Genomic DNA, 17725 nt, shown 5'->3' with positions numbered 1-17725 from the left:
TGCCTGCTGGCTGTTATGCACCATCCATTCTTGCTTTTGTGACTACCAAAACTCTAACAAGCTAAAAAGCTAAAAAAATCTAGGGGTTAAATATGTTGCATCCTTCAAATGTTAAAGTAAATCTCAAAAGGTGAAAATTTATCTCCATCGAGAATAATCTTCACCTTTAATGTAGTTGATCTTTTTAGTATCGGAACAAATGACAGTCGCTATTTATTCATTTGGATACCAATCCATTCATAAACGGAATCACTTACTTCTCTCTCTGATTTACTATCGACTTCTATAACATCAACAACATCCTGATTAAAAAACCATTCTCGCTTTAAGGGTAATAATTTTTGAACATAGAAATCAAAAAATTCTCTGTTTCTTGAGATATCTCTTTTTTTTCGTTCTACTAATGTTTCGTTTGCAGCATTTAAGTAAAGAATTCTTTTCGGGAAACATCTTTTTAAAAGTTGTAGCTCTGTTTCTAAAGGTTTAGCTACTTCCCAATCAATTCCGATTGCTTTTGGATAATTTAACGTGTAGAATTCAATCTCTTCTGCTCCAAAATCCATTATGGAACAATTATATTGAGAAGCCAATTGATATCTTTTAACCTCGTTTAAAATAAATAATCTTTGTATTTCTATATAGTCGTTGTATCTATTTTTGTCTAATTTTCTATTCCTGATTTCATCAACAACCTGTTTATTTTTTTCATGACTAATATGAATTGTAGAATCATGTTTTTCAATAAGCCTTAAGGCAGTAGTTTTCCCCACAGCCATAGAACCTTGTAATGACAAATTAACCATTATTTCCACCTAACTACTCTGTTCTCATGCCAATATTAAATTCAGTGATGAAGGCACTCTTCCAATGATATTTTTTCATTTTAATTGCAACAATACCCTTTATATTATAGACACTATCAATGTTCTGAAGTCAATAAGTTGGGTTATTTTTTTGCGTTGCTTTGTCCACATGTCAAATGGTTACGAATACAAAAATTTATAAACGAACCAATGGATGTTTGGATTTCAGCGAGTGTGTCAATTGATACAGTGCTTGACGCTATTGCTCAGTCAATTTCTCAAAAAAAAATGACTATTTTTAATCATAGTCCTTCCCCCAGTCCCCCTGAACATTAACTTGACAGGCGTGGTTAATACCACACCAGTAAAGTTAATTGGGGGTCAAAAGGCTCACTTCCGTTCGCATCGCACCAAATTGTTCTGTTTGCTCTGTGCCGTTTTCACAATCGCATGATAAAGAGTCTGTAAGGCGTAAGCGCCAAACACTCTCTACAAAGAAACACAAGGACGTGGCAAGTTGCTGCGCAATCCTTGTGTTTCTTTGGTTATCATGCCAATTGTTACCCGTCACGATGTAACCAGCTCAATTGGAGCGATTGCCAACAGGAAAAAGTTTTGGAAAGGTTTATTTCTTATGGAAGTTTATTATCAACTCATTCGCAACAGCGGTCATACCGTACGTTATGCCTCAACTGATAAGCAAGTTGTTCTCACGCATGGCTACCCAATTTATTTACAAATCTATGGCGTTAATCGTTCTACAGATTATATTTTGAAAGACACGTTTGCCTTTTTAGCCACCCAATACAGCAACAATATTAAATTAGTCAATGTTGATGAACTGGAGAAAAATAATGACAAAGCAATTCTATGATGACTTTAGCAAATTACCAATCGCCAAAATGGCACAATCAATCGCTGATATGACTTATTTGTTCAATGAGACCAAAGTGCCAACTAATCACTATAAAGCGCAATTAAGTAAAGGCTTTGAAGAAATGGTTGAAGCCAATGTTAGTATCTCATTAGTCAACACCATTTTTAACACTTTACAAGCCTTGCAAAAAGAAAGCCCAAAGTTGTTTTATCAAGCTATGCTCTGCCTTGATACCAAAGTAAAGCCGAGCAGTCTTACCCCTAGTCAATATCAAGCAATGGAATTTACTTGGTCACAATTTGAATTGAACAAAAAGAAAAATATCCTTGATAAGGACTTTATCCAAATGTTCAATCAAGTTGAAGAAAACGGACTCACCTATTACACGCAAAACCAACAGGAGACTAATAACAATGAATGATGAAGTGATTGAAAAGATAGCCATACGTTACTTTTCATGGTCTACTGAATTTCCTATGGGCGGTAGTTAAATTCACGTCAGTGAGTCCACTAGCAATGACTCAGGTGAAATAGATTTATCAGATGATGAAGCACTGCGATTAAGTGCATTTATCACGGAAGAATTGGCTGAGGGTAAACACGTTACCCTAAGAACCACAATTTAAGGAGAATAATATGGCAATCGTCAACGTTAAATTTATGGAAACATTGGTTAGAACAGTGGCAGTTAATGTCCCTGATACACTCACAGATGAGCAGAAGCTGATACAAGCTGTTGAAATTGGTAAACGTCACTATTTTGATGAAAAAGTGATTTTAGGAGCAGATGATTTAGATTTACGTGAAATCAGTGCGGAGTACAAACAAGAGACAACGGACTACGAGGAATTTTAATCACAGATAGGAGTGTGTGTTTATGGGTGTATTCGTTTTTAAACTTCTCATGCTAATTGCCATGCTGGTCTATATTTTATATTACCTAGTCGGTGTGATTATGATTGCGCGTGAAGATGATGAGCGGTAAAATTTTTTGCCGTGTTCCCCAGACCCGCAAGCGGGATCAAACACGCTACGCTAGTCCTGCCAAGCTCTTGGGTGCCACTTCGCTTTGAGTCAAACATTGTGCCACAACCAGTGACTTGTAAGCTGTGGTGATGATACCACAGCAACAAGCACTAGCACAAAATACAAGGGCTTCGTAAATTCGCTACGCTCACCCTTGTATTCTGCGCTGCTTGTGTCCTCATGTTCTTCGTCAAAACGAAATAACACACCAATCACAGGCAGGGCCGACAGGAAAAAGTTTCTGCCTGGTGCGTACATACTCAAGGAGAACTACTATGAATCGAATTACCAAAGTTATCACTACTATTGCCACATCAATTATCAGTTTGGATATTTTATTAATGGTCATCAATGGCACGATGCTGTATGTTTTGCTCACCCTGGCTGGCTTTTATGTCTTAGCATGCTTGGCTTTTAAGCAGTCCGCTTATAAAGCGACGCGTAGCTGGATTGACACTGGTCACCTGCCCCATAAGGAGAAAACTCATGTCAAAACTCACAACTAAAACATTGTCTACCATTACTAATGCCAACGGATTAGTCATTTTAGAAAGCAATGGCCAATATATCTACCCAGATTTAGCACAAGCAATCTTTGACGATGCTATTTTTGGTCCGCGTATTTTAAAGCGATTGCAACGTCTTTTTGTTGACCACCCAGATGGTCTGAGTGAATCAGGCCATGACTGGTATTTTGGTTATCTGGTCTGCGCTTATACGAAAACGCACTTTGATATTAAGAATCTATTGAACTATCCCTCAGTGACAAAGGAGCTTTTTTCTCTCTGTCTGACAAAACTATCCGAATAGGAGGATAAAATCATGTTAATTTTTTGTTTATGTTTATTAGCAATGTTTCTATTTTGGCTGTTCGGCCACATCATTGGCACCATCCTGTATTTGAGTATCCTATTTGTTGGTCATTTGATTTCGTATTGGTACTTTTATTTACCACTTATTATTTTGATAAGCCTAGCTATTGCTTTTGGCATCAAAAGTATCTTAGTGATGCTGGTGCTAATTATTCTCATTCTGTCACTTGCCTTAGCACTAATGATATATTGGCCGCGTCATCACAATTCATAACAAAATAAAAAGCCCTGATAATCAGAGCTTTTACCGAACAATAACATTCAGTATCCAATGGTTAAGCGCGTTGTAAATGCCACTGGTATCATTTACGTTTATCATTATAGCATGAATCTTTAGTCTTCATGAAAGCGCTTTTTCAGCTTTGTTTCACTTTGGACAATTAAGTCGTCCACATCTAGCTGATATTTATCACTCAAAATTAAAACTTGATCCAAAACATCAGCTAATTCTTCTTTAAGATGCTCATTAAGTTGCGTCGATGTTTGTGATGTTTCACCAGGGTGATCACGTCCCAATTCAATGGCTCGTACTGTTTGTGCCAGCTCACCAACTTCTTCCATCAAAAAGTTGAGACGGATAAATGGTGAATATTGATACCAGTCACGTTGTTTATAAAAATTTATTAGCCATTGTCTATGTTCATCAATTATCATTTTGAATTTCCTTTGATTAAATGTTGGTATTAACTGTTAACCCTGTTTCTTTGCGAATTTTAGCAATGATTTCAGGTATCTGTTCTCTGTACTCACTATCTAAGCGAGCTATTTGTTGTGAGTGTGTTGCTTTGCCAATTTTATAGTATTCAAAGAAAATGTTAACCTTCTTTGAGTATATTTGATCAACCACTCTCACCTCATAGATTGTGTTAGGTTGTTTAGCAAACATCTTTTTAATATCTACAATGATAGCATCAATTTGATTCATTCTTCTTTCACCACCGCTCTAATATTTTCAAAGGCAATATAGGATTCATTAATATAGACACCCAAATCAGAAAAACCATCGACCAAACCTGTTAGGTTAGGTACTATTTGACCGTCCGTGTCCTCAATATTTTGTTGTACAGTCACAAATTCATAATTCGCTGAGGCATGACGCAAGATATTTTGACAAGCCGTTAAGGACATCATTGGCAGTTTAACAGGTACGGCATTTTTGTTCTGTGCTTCACGCTTTAAAGCTGAGGTATGGTCCGACAGGAAATAGCCATTCCACTTCACCTTGCCACGCTCGCGATAGTCGTTTTGAAAGTAATTGTTAATCATCTTACTAAATTCTGCATCATTCATAACTGTTACCTCCGTTATGTCCACCAACGAGGCTGGCACGGTTAATCGCCGTACCACCTTTTTCTTTTGACATTGCTCGCATCAGAGCCGTGGTACCAAAGCGTTTTCGAATTTCATCAACGACTTGATCAATCTTGTTGAATTTAATTGATTTTTCTGGTTGCTCAAAGAGGTCAAGTTGCACGCCAGTGTCTTCAATTAAGCCGCCATAATCAATCCCGATATTACGAATCACTTCACCATGCCAATGCCTTTCAAACAAAGCCACCATGATAGCCATTAATTTTCGGGTATCATTAGTTGGATCAATCCTTTGTTGCTTTCTAAAACCATGACTTCCCTGGCGTTCACTTTCGGCAAAAGAATACCCGATGAACAAGCTTACCAAACAAGTTTGTTTCTTATGTGATCTAATCCTGGTCGCCACTTGATCAGCCATTTCACGAACAACAATCTCAATCTCTTCTTTTCGTTTATAATCACGAGGCAATACCTGGGAATTACTATATGATTTGCTTTTAGGCACGACCACCTCAGCCATATCTGTACGATCAATGCCCCAAGATAAGGCAAACAATTGCTCGCCAACCAATCCCATTTTGGCTCTATATTGATAAGGGTCCTGATGCGCCAAATCGTACATTGAATGGATACCCATCACTTCAAGTTTATGTGCTGTGCGGGAACCAATACTCCAGACATCATCCAGTTTCGTAATTGGCCATAATTTTGTCGGCACATCCTCATAGTGCCAAACACCCATCAGGTTTCTAGTGTGTTTCGCTTCAATATCTAAGGCTATTTTTGCGAGCACAGGCGTGTCACCAATGCCAACTGTTAAATAGACACCCGTTTCCGCTCTAACTTGCTTTTGAATTTTAAAAGCTACTTCCTCAGGAGTTTTACCAAACAACCGCCAAGAGTGGGTTACGTCTAAAATAGACTCATCAATCGAGTACGGCAGCAAATTAATATCATCGGTATATTGACGATAAATATTATTGATTTTTAGGTTTTCAGCAATATAATTATTCATCCTAGGGTGTGCGATAAACAAGCCATGCACATCAGGTAAATCACGCTGGCGCATCACATTACTAATGCCTAAGTCCTTCTTAGCTGTTGGTGATGCCGCTAGGACTAAACCACCATTCGTGTTTGCTTGTTCAGACATCACGACTAAATCGCCCTTTAATGGATTAAAGCCCCGCTCAACATTTTCAACACTGGCGTAGAAACTTTTTGAATCAATTAGGAAGAACACGCCACGGTTTTCTTTGCTATAATCATATTCAGTTGTGATTGCGTTTTCCATCAGCAACCTCCAAAAACAATTGTGTATAATTCATTATACGAACAAGCGTTCGATTAAGCAAGCGAACAAAACATTAAATTTGTGACAAAGTTAAAAGCTATGCTATAATAAAGACATAGAAAAGAGCCGTAGCGCGAACTACGACTCCTAGCAAACCCGTTTTAGACGGTGGCTAAGTATAATGATTAATTAATGACCACTAACTCTATTCCAAAGTTAAGAGTGGTCATTTTTTATTGCTGTTTTTTATCAGCTCAACAACTAATCCAACCAGCATCAAGACAAATGTCCCAAAACCAATCATTAGCTGTAAAGTATCCGAAACGGACACTAGGCATCTCCTTTCCTAGAATCTGGGTTTACAGTTTTAACACCATAAGCACCACCTCCACTCGGGATAGCCACCATCTTAACTTGTTTGCTGTAACTAGTATATCACACCTAAATTTGGCAATTGGTCTAAAGCTTAAACGCTTGTGAAATTTTCAAAAATGAGTAATAAAATAAGGCTTCCAAAGACTTTGTGAAAGTTTTTTTGGAAACCTTATTTTTGACACCTTTGAAACGTTGATATAGCGTTACTTTGTATAGCGTTTGTTATGTCAACTTTAATTGGTAAATTTATTCCGATGTTCCGTGGACAAATTTTAAAAATTATTGCCTATCAGATAACTATTGTATCAGTTTCTCTGACTCTTGCTTAACATAGTCTGGTTTCCAATATGTCTCAATATGTTGTGCATCTTCAAATAAGGACAATTCGCGATCTTTTATACCAGTTGCATTGGAATATGTTTTTTCGGTCGAATAGAAAGTATCCGCCGTTTTCTCTGCCATCATCAACAGACGCTCATTAATTAAATGCACGTTCTCTGAGGCATCAAACGTCATCAAGTTCATTGACTACTTATTGTATAAATAAAGGATGAGTTTAGGTGGGTATAATTCTGTGCGTAATAAGCATAGCCATCTCGGTACAAGGCATATGGCCTCTTTCCCGCTTCATCAGGGGCCAATTGTTTGAAATCAGGTGTCTTCACCACGTACTTCTCTCTCATGCTTCGGAAGTAGCCAATAGTTGCTCTTGAATAGTCGTCACCTCCGAATCCATAAAGCCTACAATAATAGATTTTTTCTTACTTATACCACAAAAAGTCGATTAAAATTTGATCAACTCTTTTATTTTCATGTAATATTGAATGACGAGCATTTTTACCTACAATTTTTTGCACACGATAGGTTTTAGCACGATTACCAATAATATACTTCAGTGATAATGATGAATTATTTGATACTGTGCCATCAGCTTTGTTGCCAATATCACCAATAATATTCAAAATTGCCAATTGTTTTGCAGGATAATCCGTTCTTATTCTTGCCATCTGTTGAAAACTTTCATTCATCTTATTTGGTTTTCCATCCTTATTCAATGATAAGTTAGCGGGTTCTTGAATGGACTTTGGAATATGATTAAACTTTAATCCTGCAAAATGTCCCGCTATGTTCACTGATTTTTGCAAAATAGGCATGTTTCTTTTATGCTCATTTTGCAACATATAATAAATAATTGAGATATTACCTACTGAATGTCCTACCATATTCATTTTTTTAAAATGATAGATTGAGGTAACTTTTTTAACAACATTTGTTGCATAATAACCGTGTTTATTATAATTTAATTCACGATTATCTGCGTAATTAACTTTGATTATTGGATTTTTCGCGTTTTCAGGAATATTACCACTCAGCCTGACTTTTCCTGTTTTACTAACGAACGCAATTATTACTGTCGAAGTTACACCATCTTTTTGTGCCGCGCTAACCATTTGATCTTCCGCATGATAATTACTGCCACCGCCATGAAAAAAGAATGTTGGGATATTGTTATAATCAACTTGGTTGTTCCTTTTTATGTCTTTAGGCAATAAATTAGCGACCATTAGAATTATTAATAATACAAATATAACCACAGTTGACACAACAAAAGCTTGCTGACGGAGTTTATAGCTCATATTTCTTTACCTATATTCAAAAAAAAACACTATCTCAATCTCAGCATGGCTTTATTTTGCTGGAATGTCAATAATGTTTTTGTTGTCTTTAAACGAACCCACCAAATGCATCATTTAAATCAATTGGTTCATGCTTCGTCACAATTGTTTCTTTGTTGACGAATGTTTCAATACCGAAGCGACCTAATTCACGACCGTATCCTGAATTTTTAACACCACCGAATGGTAATTCTGGTAATGTCCCACCAAAACTGTTCACAAAGACTGCACCTGTTTCTAGTTGTGAAGCAACTTCCGCAGCATGATCAGCTGAACCACCAAACACAACACCACTCAAACCATAGTGCGAATCATTGGCTAAAGCAATTGCTTCTTCTTCGTCCTTGACTTTGTATACTTGTCCAACTGGACCAAAGAATTCTTGATAAAATGCTGGGTTTTCCTTAGTAATGTTTGTCAAAATGACTGGCTCAAATTGTGCAGCTGGCAAGTTTTGTTCTACGCTACCATACGCAAGCGTTGCCCCTGCTTCTACGGCTAACTTAACTTGCTTTGTCAGGTTCTGCTTAGCGTTTGAAGTACTCAATGGTGCCAACGTTGTCGTTGCGTCCATTGGATCCCCAATTTTTGCTTCAGCAAACGCTGTTTTGAGCATATCTAACACTGCATCATAGTTATTTTCTGTGACGATAAAGCGTTTTGATGATGTGCAGACTTGCCCAGCATTATACAACCGTGCGCCACCAATAATTTTCTTAATTTCTGAAAGATCAGCATCTTCCAACACAATAAATGGATCACTACCACCAAGTTCAAGTGAACTCTGCTTCATGCTCTTACCAGCTTCCGCAGCAATGAGTTGTCCAGCGCGTTCTGATCCTGTCAATGCCACACCTTGAACACGATCGTCTGCAATAATATGATTAACTTGATCATAGTCAACGTAAAGATTAGTAAAAGCACCGTCTGGTAAGCCTGCTTCGCTAACAACTTTTTCAAAAGCACCAGCAGCCATTGGCGTGTAACTTGCATGCTTCAATAGCATTGGGTTACCCACCATGAAGTTAGGCGCAAAGACACGCATAATCTGATAGTATGGGAAGTTCCAAGGCTCAACTGTCATCAAGACACCAGTTGGTCTTGAAATGGTTTGGGCTGGTCCAATCGATGATTCAATTGGTTCTGGTTTCAAAAATTCCGCTGCATTTTTGGCATAATAACGTGCAATTGATACACAAATAGCAACCTCGCCTTGCGCTTCTAGGAAACGTTTTCCCATTTCAAGGGTCAAGACTTTGGCTAACTCATCCGTTTGTGCTTCCATCACGTCAGCCACTTTATTCAACGCTGCGGCACGACTTTCAACAGGATCATTACGCCATTTTTTATACAGTGCATGACCCTTTGCAATTGCTTTTTCGACATAGGCATCATCATGATTGTCATATGTTTTAATCACTTCATCTGTTAATGGATTGATTGTTTGATAACTCATATTATTCGACCTTTCATTACTAAATATACTGAATTATAAAATGTTACACGGCCTAATCAATACTATATTTTCGCATTGAAAATTAATTTTATGAAGAGATGTTGATTTATATTTTTCAGTTTTTAGTGTTATTCATTGTAATGAACATAGACTTATTCATCACTTACTAATTTTTGCTCCATGTCACGCATATGCCCGTAATAATTATCTACTTTGCTTCTCAAATAATCTCTAGCAACAACCAAATCATTGATTTTTTGATCCATTTCATCAGCTGCATCCACCAACATCGCTTTTCGTGCAGGTATAGTAGCTTCATTGTCTTCATATATCAAATCAATGTATTGCTTTAATGCTTCAATACTCATACCAGCGTTTCTCATTATTTTAGCAAAATGTAGTTGTGTTAAACTTCTTTCATCAAAATCTCGAATACCATTCTCTAATCTTGGTACTGCGCCAATGATGCCAACTCGCTCGTAATAACGAATCGTATCTGCAGTTAATTTAGTTGTCTCAGCAGCTTTTTTAATATTCATATTTGCACCAATTAATTATCTTTTACTTTGAATTAATCAGCCGTCACATCATAGCTGATTTCACGACCTGCCATCCATTTAATCATATCAGGATCAGCATGGTCAAAGAATTGACTAATATTAGTGTCCAATGTTGCAATTTCTTGCATTTCTTCATCAGTTAGTTTGAAGTCTAACACATCCAAATTTTGTGCCATACGTTCCGGCTTAACCGACTTTGCAACAACAATGATGTCTCGTTGTGTTAACCAACGCAAGACAACTTGTGCAATTGACTTGTTGTATTTGTCTGCAATACCTTGCAACAATTCGTTTGAGAACAAACCATTCTTACCTTCTGCAAATGGTGCCCATGCCTCAACTTGAACGCCATATTCTGCAAAGTAAGCAGCATCTTTTTTATTTTGTTGGAATGGGTTAGCTTCGATCTGGTTCAACATTGGCTTAATTTCTGAGAACTCAGCCAAGTTTGTCAACTGTGCAATATCAAAGTTTGAAACACCAATAGCTTTTAATTGTCCAGCCTTGTATGCTGCTTCCATTGCACGCCATGCACCAAAGACATCATTGTATGGTTGGTGTAACAAATACAAATCCAAATAGTCCAACTTCAAACGATCAAGTGATGCTTGAATAGCTGCCGCAGCCTTATCAGCTGAAACATCTTGAACCCACATCTTTGACGTAACGAACAATTCTTCGCGTGTTACCAAACCTGTTTCAATGGCTTCAGCGATACCTTCACCAACTTCACGCTCGTTACCATAACTAGCAGCAGTATCGATCAAACGATATCCTGTTTTGATGGCATCAATAACAGCTTGTTTGGCTGCTCCTTTTTCTTGCACTTGGAAAACACCAAACCCCAATACTGGCATTTTGATGTCGCTTGCTAATGTTTTATATTCCATGATTAATCACTTTGTGTTGATTTGTCTGCTCATTTAGTCAGTGCACACTATCTAACACATTCCCTTTCTTTGTTAATACATATAGCATAGACCTTAGAGTACACTCAAAGTCAATACTAACTATAATTTTTTTGATAAATTTACTTTTACTACATTAACTGTACCGATTACACCCAACCATACATTCTTTCAACTGTACTGATATCCAAGTGATTAAAAATTGGTTCATTTTTATCAAGTGTTTCAATTTTTTTCATATCATCATCATCAAGTTCAAAGTTAAAGATGTCAATATTTTCTGCCATACGACTTGGATTAACTGACTTTGCTACTGTAATAATATTCGACTGCATAATCCAACGAAGGACTACTTGTCCCACAGACTTATCATGCTTTGCAGCAATTTCAACAAGCTCTGGTTGATGGAAAGTATCATACTTGTTTGCAGTACGGCCAAGTGGTCCCCATGCTTCAATCTGTACACCATACTTATCATGCAATTGACGAGCAACTTTTTCTTGATAATATGGGTGGAACTCAATTTGATCAATTTGTGGTACTGGCAAATTCATTGTTTTAATAACTTTAATAAATTCAACAAACTTAGCTGGATAAAAATTAGAAATACCAATTGATTTTACTTTACCATCAGCTTGTGCTTCTGCCAAAGCTTTGTAGGCACCGTAAACATCACCATAAGGTTGGTGTAATAAGATTAAATCTGCATAATCCGTACCCAATTTTTTTAGCGAATCATCAATTGCTCCTTTTGCTGCTTCGTAAGAAAATTCTGAAAGCCACAATTTTGTTGTCAAGAAAAGTTCTTCACGTGCCACAACAGCATTAGCAATCGCTTCATTGACACCTTGACCAGTTTCTGCTTCATTACCATAAACACGAGCTGTATCAATTGAGCGATAGCCTGCATTAATCGCATCAACAACTGCTTGCTTTGTTTCTTCAGCAGGAATTTGGAATACACCAAATCCTAGTTGAGGCATTTGCGCACCATTATTAAGTGTTTTAAAGTTCATATTTTTTCTCCATTAAATAATTTTTCCAAAAAGTATATTATAATTTATTGTACTTGAGTTGTTGGCCGTACAACAATTTCGTTCAGTGTCGTATCTGTTGGCATATTCAAGACATCATTAACAATTTGCGCAATACGTTCAGCTGGAATGGCAAAGTTCTTGTAAAATTCAGCTGTTGCTTCACGACGCTTTGAATCCGTCATATTAGCAACCAATTCTGATTCAATTGCACCAGGATAAAGTGATGTCACACGAACATTTTTACCAGCTTGCGCTTCTTCTTCGCGTAAACTTTCAGAGATGGCTTTAACAGCCCATTTAGTAGCTGAATAAACCGCTCCACCAGCATGTGAATAAAGACTAGCCACAGAACCCAAGTTGATGAAGTGACCTGTATTTTGATCATGGAAGATGTGCTGTGCAGCAGCAATACCGTACAACGTACCTTTCAAGTTAACGTCAATCATGCGATTCCAATCGTCAATTCTGGCATCAATTAATAATGAATGAGGCATCAATCCTGCATTGTTGATCCAAACATCAATACGGCCATAGGCATCCATAGCTTTTTGAGCCAACGCTTTAACTTGCTCAACATCTGTGACATCAGTTACTAAATACTCTGCTTGACCTCCGCCAGCTTCAATATCTGCCTTAATTTGTTTCAAGTTTTCCTCACGACGTGCACCTAAAACAATCTTGTCTCCGGCTGCTGCTTGCTTTTTAGCAATAGCTTCACCAATACCAGATGAGGCACCAGTTATAACAATTACTTTTGAATCGGCCATGCGTACAATTCTCCTTTTCTTTTCAATATCTTTATTAAACACCTTAGAGTTAACTTCAAGTCAAGCATTTAATTCCAAATTTCTTTGGCAATATTAAATGCCGACCAAGCTTTAGGCCACCCGACATAAAATGCAAGGTGTGTGATCATCTCTGAAATCTCTTTTTGCGTAATACCGTTCTTTTTACCCAACGTCATGTGATGCCCAGCTTGTTCCATATTACCGCCAGAAATCAGTGCGGAAATCGTAATTATTGAACGATCGTGGGCGGATAACTCTGATTCTCGTGACCATACCTCACCAAACAAAACATCATCGTTTAATTCTGCAAATTTTGGTGCAAATTCGCCTAATTTATCGTGTCCTGCTGTCTGCTTCTCAACCATCATTTTCTCCTTTTGTTTCAAAAACAGCTTCACCATTTTCTGCATCAATATACTGCTGATCATCAACCGGACCTTGCCACGTTGTTGTGCCTGGTGCAATCGCCAAATGTACGAACCAAGAATCAGAGGTTGCGCCATGCCAATGATTAACATTTGCAGGAATAACTTTGACAGTACCCGCCACTAATTTTTCTGCTGGCTTACCTTCTTCTTGATACCATCCTTCACCGCCAGTAATAAAAAGCGTCTGACCTTTTGTATGTGAATGCCAATTATTTCTAGTCCCAGGTGCAAAAGTAACATTCCCAACAGCACCAGTAGATGTTGTGGGTTTGGAAACTATCATTTGTAAATAAGCATCACCTATAAAATAATTATTTGTTATTTTTTCACCTAAAGGGAAAATGACACTTTTAGATAAATCATTCGCAATTGTCATAAAACTAACTCCTTTTTTTATGATACGTATTACTAATTGCCTGCTCTTTTAGCAAGTTCTTCATTATACCGATTCCCGACGATTTTAACAGTATTAGCTGCCTCTGTCAGAGCCTTCAGTTCTGTTGGTGATAAAATGACTTTTTCGGCATCGATATTTTCACGTATTCTTTGAATCTTAGTTGTACCGGGAATAGGGACTATCGACTCATCTTGAGCTAACAACCAAGCTAGTGCAATTTGTGCATTAGTAACATCTTTGGTTTTAGCAAAGTTTTGAATGATATCAACTAATTTCATGTTAGCTACCATAGCGTCTTGTTTAAAACGAGGTAATGTTGAACGCACATCATCACTTGAGAGCGGTTGATCAACTGACATGGTACCAGTTAGAAATCCCTTACCTAGCGGACTAAATGGGACAAACCCAATGCCTAACTCTTTTAGTGTCGGTAATAGTTGCTCTTCTGGTTCTCGGTACCAGAGCGAATATTCACTTTCAACGGCTGTTAAAGGTGTGATGGCATGTGCTTTACGAATTGTCTGAACCCCAGCTTCACTAAGGCCCCAATGCTTTATTTTACCGGCTTTAATCATACGGCCCATGAAATCAGCAACTTCTTCAATTGGCACACTCGTATCAACACGATGTAGGTAATATAAATCAATAGCATCAACTTTTAATCTTTTTAATGAACCCTCTATTGAGTTTTCTAAAGTTTGTGGATGGCCATCAATTACTTGTTTACCATTGACAATTTGAATGCCACCTTTAGTCGCAATAACCATGTCATGACGATAAGGATATAAAGCCTTGCCAATTAAAGACTCATTGGTAAATGGGCCATAGACCTCTGCCGTATCGATGAAATGTTCTCCCATTTCCACAGCTTCTTGTAGAACTGGGATCATTGATTGTTCATCAGGTAAATGACCATAGGCAAAACTCATACCCATCGTTCCTAATCCGATTGTACTGACTTCAATTGAATGGTTGTCACTTCCCAAAAATCTGGTTTTCACAATAATTCTACTCCTTCCAACATTACTAATACTTCAACAATGCTAGTCTAAACCCTAGACCACACTCAAAGTCAACTAAAACGTCTTAATTTTGGTGAAATAAAAAGCTATCCTAGGACAGCTTTTTATAATAATCAGTATGTTCTTGAATAATTGATTGTGATAGCTCAGAAATTTATTCACATGATTAGACGTTCATCTATTAATCTGGCATTATTGACACCAATTTTTTTCAACATTTTCCTCACTCGAAGGACTGTTGCTGATCCACCTACAATGATAAAAATACCATTTTTTATTTCTGACGCAGTTAGGACTTGACTTAGCTCTTCCGGACTAAATCGACCATTTTTAGAAGTGTACTGCACATCAATTGGTTTAAATTCATTATCTAAATATAATCGACTATCTCTTCTGGCACTCCATATCACATGAATGGCTTTTTCATGAAATTGTTGAGCAAGACTTAACATTGGCGCTGCACCAGAACCTAACCCATAGAGAATAATCGGTTGATCATCTGGCAGTCCACGAATCAATTTATCAAATTGACCAAATGGGCCTTCCAACTTTACCTTCGATCTTAATGGTATGCGATTAATATTTTGTGTATAATCGCCAACATTTTGAATGACAAAACTAACTAATCTATTATCCTTTTTGGGCGCCGAAGCAACAGAAAATGGGTGTGCTTCGTTTGAAAAGCCTTCTATTTTGATAAAATAAATATCTCCAGCTTGATACTCAGGCGCAAACTTTCCTAGACGAACAGTAATCATTTGTGTTTTAACATCTAATGCTCGATTTTCAACTAATATACCGCTATTTTTTCTCGTGTCTCGTATCAACTTGACATAAACGTAAGAAGCTAAAGCTGCCAACGTATATAAATCAAAAATAATTAAGAAATTAGATAGTTGTGTTACACGAGGAATTAAGTGGACATGAAACCAAATCAAACCAATCATAACAAAATGTAAGCGGTGAACCCAAATCGATACTTGGTGTTTCAATAAAAATTTAAGCTTGTTTTTTGTTGTCATAACCAATGGTATACGATCAATTAACCAATTAGACATGAATAAAACAGCATAAACAATACCAAATATCGATAGGTACCAGGCAAAATCTCCTGTTAATCTAATCGGTGCATGATAGGTAAAACTCATTTGCTCATGAAGGGTTGCAAATAGTAATGCAATGATAGCCAACAAACCATGCATCATATACATTTTTGGCAACGGTATAAAACGTTCAATCCATTTAGGTCTCGTTGATAAATAAACAATGACCAACCACCAAACATAGGCTAGAATGCCGAAATCATATGTCCGAATATTGGCAGCAGAATCCACTAAACCCTGATTAAATGTATAAATTAATGGCATCGGTAAAACAACTAATACTACCGCCCAAGTTAGCAAAAAGTCTATCTTTGATTGTTTCATAAACTAATATCCCAAACCATTCAGCCATCTATTAACATTTGACTCGACACTAGAACGTCTGTCCGCAACATCTTTACCACGTTCAAAGTGACCTTCCAAGACTTTTGCATTTGGATATTGACTAGATAACACTGAATCGAAATTGCCTAGCCCAGATCCCTCTGAAGTTGCAAAAGGTACAATATTTTTTCCATTTAAGTCCACTGCATCCAAAAATGTATGGACTACCATAGGATAATCGCCCCACCATACTGGTGCACCAACAAAAACTGTATTATAACCTGAAACATCTGGTAGCGGATTTTTAATTTTAGGACGGGCATTTTCATCTAGTTCACGTTGTGCAACTTCTGAAGTTGTTTTAAAGTCGCGTGGATAGGACTTTGCTGGAATAATTTCATATTCAGTTCCACCAGTCTTCTTGGCAATCATACCCGCAATCCGCTTGGTATTACCAATAGGTAGCGGTTTATCTTTATAGATGCTGGAAGCAGCCTCTCTTCTTGAAAAATAAACGACTAATGTTTTACCACTATTAGCAGACTTAACAGGCTTAGATGATCTGTTTTGTGTTGATGTAGTCGTGGTTGACTGGTTTCTCTGATTACGAGAATTAAAAGTAAAAATAGCTGCTACAAGAGCAATAATGACAACACCAAAAATGGTGATACGAACTTTCATAATGTCTCCTCCTTAGGAAAACAGCGCCAGGCGCTTTTTAACAGTGGTGTGGCAATAAGTCGTTTGACAGTATATCGCGTATACCGTGATGGTTTCTTAATAAAAACTAGGCTTTGCCATATCTTCTGTTCCAGGTTCATATATGCCAACACTAACTTGCAAATCACGATTTGGATTTGCTAACAAATCTAGAATATATTGTACAATTGCTTCACGAGTAACCTGTGCACCAACGAATGGTTCACCCTTTTGAGTTGTAGCATAAGCAACGTTACCTTTTTGGTTATACAACCAAGTCATTCGCATATAAGTGTAATCCAAACCTGAATTTTCAACATCTGAAATCATTTTCTTTCTAGAATCCGGTGTAGGTCCCATCATTGACCGATTCCATTTGCCAAATGCCCCACCAACTTCATCGTAAATGCTTAATGCACCTGCAATAATAATCCGTTTAACGCCTGCCTTTTTCATGGCCGCTAATATTGGTTGCATATTACGATCAGAGTTAGCATATACAACATCTTGCCCTTGCATTGATTCAGCTAGTAAAGATTCATCTTCAAATTCACCAGAAATCAATCGAACATGATTATTATTCTTATACATTGACAAACGCTTTTCGGCATTACGCGCAAATAATGTTAAATTTGTATCTGTTTCATTGATCAAGCGGGTTGTTAGTTGTTGAGAAATTTGCCCTGCTGCGCCAAGAATTAAAATGTTCATGTAAATTTTCCTCTTTTCATTTAATAATTTTATTAAACACCTTGAAGTACACTCTAAG

General features: G+C 37.3%; 25 protein-coding genes. 5 read left to right on the top strand and 20 right to left on the bottom strand.

Annotated elements, in window-relative coordinates:
* Positions 1-209: 209 nt before the first annotated feature.
* Positions 210-803, bottom strand: a complete 594-nt coding sequence (locus tag LEUM_RS05395; protein ID WP_011679850.1) for a deoxynucleoside kinase — start codon at positions 801-803, stop codon at positions 210-212.
* A gap of 517 nt (positions 804-1320) precedes the next feature.
* Here LEUM_RS05395 and LEUM_RS05390 point away from each other — a divergent pair.
* From LEUM_RS05390 to LEUM_RS05380, 3 genes are all read left to right on the top strand, one after another.
* The gene (locus tag LEUM_RS05390) at positions 1321-1677 is read left to right on the top strand and encodes a hypothetical protein (RefSeq protein WP_011679849.1); all 357 of its coding nucleotides are present in this window, start codon (positions 1321-1323) and stop codon (positions 1675-1677) included.
* Complete coding sequence (locus LEUM_RS05385; protein ID WP_011679848.1) at positions 1658-2101, top strand: hypothetical protein; 444 nt, start codon at positions 1658-1660, stop codon at positions 2099-2101. Before LEUM_RS05390 ends, LEUM_RS05385 begins: the two co-directional genes overlap by 20 nt.
* A 215-nt stretch (positions 2102-2316) precedes the next feature.
* Positions 2317-2535 (top strand): hypothetical protein, encoded by a 219-nt coding sequence (locus tag LEUM_RS05380; protein WP_011679847.1) that lies wholly within the window; start codon positions 2317-2319, stop codon positions 2533-2535.
* A 219-nt stretch (positions 2536-2754) separates the two neighbouring features.
* On the opposite strand, the gene LEUM_RS05375 is transcribed toward LEUM_RS05380, so the two are convergent.
* The gene (locus LEUM_RS05375) at positions 2755-2964 is read right to left on the bottom strand and encodes a hypothetical protein (RefSeq protein ID WP_011679845.1); all 210 of its coding nucleotides are present in this window, start codon (positions 2962-2964) and stop codon (positions 2755-2757) included.
* A gap of 17 nt (positions 2965-2981) precedes the next feature.
* Here LEUM_RS05375 and LEUM_RS05370 point away from each other — a divergent pair, with 17 nt between their 5' ends.
* Positions 2982-3212, top strand: a complete 231-nt coding sequence (locus LEUM_RS05370) for a hypothetical protein (protein ID WP_011679844.1) — start codon at positions 2982-2984, stop codon at positions 3210-3212.
* Positions 3193-3516, top strand: a complete 324-nt coding sequence (locus LEUM_RS05365; protein ID WP_011679843.1) for a hypothetical protein — start codon at positions 3193-3195, stop codon at positions 3514-3516. Before LEUM_RS05370 ends, LEUM_RS05365 begins: the two co-directional genes overlap by 20 nt.
* Positions 3517-3911: 395 nt before the next feature.
* Here the strand turns inward: LEUM_RS05365 and LEUM_RS05355 are convergent, their stop codons facing one another.
* The 18 genes from LEUM_RS05355 to LEUM_RS05270 all read right to left on the bottom strand — a co-directional run bounded on the left by LEUM_RS05355 (position 3912) and on the right by LEUM_RS05270 (position 17667).
* Positions 3912-4232, bottom strand: coding sequence for a MazG nucleotide pyrophosphohydrolase domain-containing protein (locus LEUM_RS05355; RefSeq protein WP_011679841.1), 321 nt, complete (start codon positions 4230-4232; stop codon positions 3912-3914).
* Between the two features lie 16 nt (positions 4233-4248).
* Positions 4249-4503 (bottom strand): hypothetical protein, encoded by a 255-nt coding sequence (locus LEUM_RS05350; protein WP_011679840.1) that lies wholly within the window; start codon positions 4501-4503, stop codon positions 4249-4251.
* A complete protein-coding gene (locus LEUM_RS05345; protein WP_011679839.1) occupies positions 4500-4868 on the bottom strand; it encodes a hypothetical protein in 369 nt (122 codons plus the stop codon). Before LEUM_RS05345 ends, LEUM_RS05350 begins: the two co-directional genes overlap by 4 nt.
* The gene (locus tag LEUM_RS05340; protein ID WP_011679838.1) at positions 4861-6183 is read right to left on the bottom strand and encodes a Y-family DNA polymerase; all 1323 of its coding nucleotides are present in this window, start codon (positions 6181-6183) and stop codon (positions 4861-4863) included. Before LEUM_RS05340 ends, LEUM_RS05345 begins: the two co-directional genes overlap by 8 nt.
* Positions 6184-6409: 226 nt before the next feature.
* A complete protein-coding gene (locus LEUM_RS10795; protein ID WP_243236589.1) occupies positions 6410-6487 on the bottom strand; it encodes a putative holin-like toxin in 78 nt (25 codons plus the stop codon).
* Between the two features lie 368 nt (positions 6488-6855).
* Complete coding sequence (locus LEUM_RS10360) at positions 6856-7083, bottom strand: alpha/beta hydrolase family protein (RefSeq protein ID WP_010287471.1); 228 nt, start codon at positions 7081-7083, stop codon at positions 6856-6858.
* A gap of 236 nt (positions 7084-7319) precedes the next feature.
* Positions 7320-8195, bottom strand: a complete 876-nt coding sequence (locus tag LEUM_RS05325; protein ID WP_011679835.1) for an alpha/beta hydrolase — start codon at positions 8193-8195, stop codon at positions 7320-7322.
* Between the two features lie 88 nt (positions 8196-8283).
* Complete coding sequence (locus LEUM_RS05320) at positions 8284-9690, bottom strand: NAD-dependent succinate-semialdehyde dehydrogenase (RefSeq protein WP_011679834.1); 1407 nt, start codon at positions 9688-9690, stop codon at positions 8284-8286.
* Positions 9691-9842: 152 nt separating this feature from the next.
* A complete protein-coding gene (locus LEUM_RS05315) occupies positions 9843-10229 on the bottom strand; it encodes a MerR family transcriptional regulator (protein ID WP_010295482.1) in 387 nt (128 codons plus the stop codon).
* 32 nt (positions 10230-10261) lie between these two features.
* Positions 10262-11140: an aldo/keto reductase gene (locus tag LEUM_RS05310; protein WP_011679833.1), complete on the bottom strand. Its 879-nt coding sequence runs from the start codon at positions 11138-11140 to the stop codon at positions 10262-10264.
* A gap of 167 nt (positions 11141-11307) precedes the next feature.
* On the bottom strand, positions 11308-12174 hold the full coding sequence (locus LEUM_RS05305; RefSeq protein WP_011679832.1) for an aldo/keto reductase: 867 nt from the start codon (positions 12172-12174) through the stop codon (positions 11308-11310).
* Between the two features lie 44 nt (positions 12175-12218).
* Complete coding sequence (locus LEUM_RS05300; protein WP_011679831.1) at positions 12219-12962, bottom strand: SDR family oxidoreductase; 744 nt, start codon at positions 12960-12962, stop codon at positions 12219-12221.
* 68 nt (positions 12963-13030) lie between these two features.
* Entirely contained in the window at positions 13031-13348 is a 318-nt protein-coding gene (locus LEUM_RS05295; protein WP_011679830.1) for a carboxymuconolactone decarboxylase family protein, read from the bottom strand.
* Positions 13341-13787: a cupin domain-containing protein gene (locus LEUM_RS05290; protein ID WP_011679829.1), complete on the bottom strand. Its 447-nt coding sequence runs from the start codon at positions 13785-13787 to the stop codon at positions 13341-13343. Before LEUM_RS05290 ends, LEUM_RS05295 begins: the two co-directional genes overlap by 8 nt.
* Before the next feature lie 32 nt (positions 13788-13819).
* Positions 13820-14809, bottom strand: a complete 990-nt coding sequence (locus LEUM_RS05285) for an aldo/keto reductase (RefSeq protein ID WP_011679828.1) — start codon at positions 14807-14809, stop codon at positions 13820-13822.
* Between the two features lie 179 nt (positions 14810-14988).
* The gene (locus LEUM_RS05280) at positions 14989-16257 is read right to left on the bottom strand and encodes a ferric reductase-like transmembrane domain-containing protein (protein WP_011679827.1); all 1269 of its coding nucleotides are present in this window, start codon (positions 16255-16257) and stop codon (positions 14989-14991) included.
* A 3-nt stretch (positions 16258-16260) separates the two neighbouring features.
* On the bottom strand, positions 16261-16938 hold the full coding sequence (locus LEUM_RS05275) for a flavodoxin (protein WP_011679826.1): 678 nt from the start codon (positions 16936-16938) through the stop codon (positions 16261-16263).
* A gap of 96 nt (positions 16939-17034) precedes the next feature.
* A complete protein-coding gene (locus LEUM_RS05270; protein WP_011679825.1) occupies positions 17035-17667 on the bottom strand; it encodes an NAD(P)H-binding protein in 633 nt (210 codons plus the stop codon).
* Between the last annotated feature and the right edge of the window lie 58 nt (positions 17668-17725).

It is taken from the genome of Leuconostoc mesenteroides subsp. mesenteroides ATCC 8293, assembly GCF_000014445.1.
Classification (GTDB): Bacteria; Bacillota; Bacilli; order Lactobacillales; family Lactobacillaceae; genus Leuconostoc; species Leuconostoc mesenteroides.
Note: the sequence above shows the minus strand (reverse complement) of the source record. Positions and strands in the feature narration are given on the sequence as shown.

Excerpts from the sequence above, each read along its gene's own strand:
- LEUM_RS05395 (WP_011679850.1), bottom strand. The coding sequence starts at position 803 with ATGGTTAATTTGTCATTACAAGGTTCTATGGCTGTGGGGAAAACTACT.
- LEUM_RS05385 (WP_011679848.1), top strand. The coding sequence starts at position 1,658 with ATGACAAAGCAATTCTATGATGACTTTAGCAAATTACCAATCGCCAAA.
- LEUM_RS05380 (WP_011679847.1), top strand. The coding sequence starts at position 2,317 with ATGGCAATCGTCAACGTTAAATTTATGGAAACATTGGTTAGAACAGTG.
- LEUM_RS05375 (WP_011679845.1), bottom strand. The coding sequence starts at position 2,964 with ATGTACGCACCAGGCAGAAACTTTTTCCTGTCGGCCCTGCCTGTGATT.
- LEUM_RS05370 (WP_011679844.1), top strand. The coding sequence starts at position 2,982 with ATGAATCGAATTACCAAAGTTATCACTACTATTGCCACATCAATTATC.
- LEUM_RS05365 (WP_011679843.1), top strand. The coding sequence starts at position 3,193 with ATGTCAAAACTCACAACTAAAACATTGTCTACCATTACTAATGCCAAC.
- LEUM_RS05355 (WP_011679841.1), bottom strand. The coding sequence starts at position 4,232 with ATGATAATTGATGAACATAGACAATGGCTAATAAATTTTTATAAACAA.
- LEUM_RS05350 (WP_011679840.1), bottom strand. The coding sequence starts at position 4,503 with ATGAATCAAATTGATGCTATCATTGTAGATATTAAAAAGATGTTTGCT.
- LEUM_RS05345 (WP_011679839.1), bottom strand. The coding sequence starts at position 4,868 with ATGAATGATGCAGAATTTAGTAAGATGATTAACAATTACTTTCAAAAC.
- LEUM_RS05340 (WP_011679838.1), bottom strand. The coding sequence starts at position 6,183 with ATGGAAAACGCAATCACAACTGAATATGATTATAGCAAAGAAAACCGT.
- LEUM_RS10795 (WP_243236589.1), bottom strand. The coding sequence starts at position 6,487 with ATGATTGGTTTTGGGACATTTGTCTTGATGCTGGTTGGATTAGTTGTT.
- LEUM_RS10360 (WP_010287471.1), bottom strand. The coding sequence starts at position 7,083 with ATGAACTTGATGACGTTTGATGCCTCAGAGAACGTGCATTTAATTAAT.
- LEUM_RS05325 (WP_011679835.1), bottom strand. The coding sequence starts at position 8,195 with ATGAGCTATAAACTCCGTCAGCAAGCTTTTGTTGTGTCAACTGTGGTT.
- LEUM_RS05320 (WP_011679834.1), bottom strand. The coding sequence starts at position 9,690 with ATGAGTTATCAAACAATCAATCCATTAACAGATGAAGTGATTAAAACA.
- LEUM_RS05315 (WP_010295482.1), bottom strand. The coding sequence starts at position 10,229 with ATGAATATTAAAAAAGCTGCTGAGACAACTAAATTAACTGCAGATACG.
- LEUM_RS05310 (WP_011679833.1), bottom strand. The coding sequence starts at position 11,140 with ATGGAATATAAAACATTAGCAAGCGACATCAAAATGCCAGTATTGGGG.
- LEUM_RS05305 (WP_011679832.1), bottom strand. The coding sequence starts at position 12,174 with ATGAACTTTAAAACACTTAATAATGGTGCGCAAATGCCTCAACTAGGA.
- LEUM_RS05300 (WP_011679831.1), bottom strand. The coding sequence starts at position 12,962 with ATGGCCGATTCAAAAGTAATTGTTATAACTGGTGCCTCATCTGGTATT.
- LEUM_RS05295 (WP_011679830.1), bottom strand. The coding sequence starts at position 13,348 with ATGGTTGAGAAGCAGACAGCAGGACACGATAAATTAGGCGAATTTGCA.
- LEUM_RS05290 (WP_011679829.1), bottom strand. The coding sequence starts at position 13,787 with ATGACAATTGCGAATGATTTATCTAAAAGTGTCATTTTCCCTTTAGGT.
- LEUM_RS05280 (WP_011679827.1), bottom strand. The coding sequence starts at position 16,257 with ATGAAACAATCAAAGATAGACTTTTTGCTAACTTGGGCGGTAGTATTA.
- LEUM_RS05275 (WP_011679826.1), bottom strand. The coding sequence starts at position 16,938 with ATGAAAGTTCGTATCACCATTTTTGGTGTTGTCATTATTGCTCTTGTA.
- LEUM_RS05270 (WP_011679825.1), bottom strand. The coding sequence starts at position 17,667 with ATGAACATTTTAATTCTTGGCGCAGCAGGGCAAATTTCTCAACAACTA.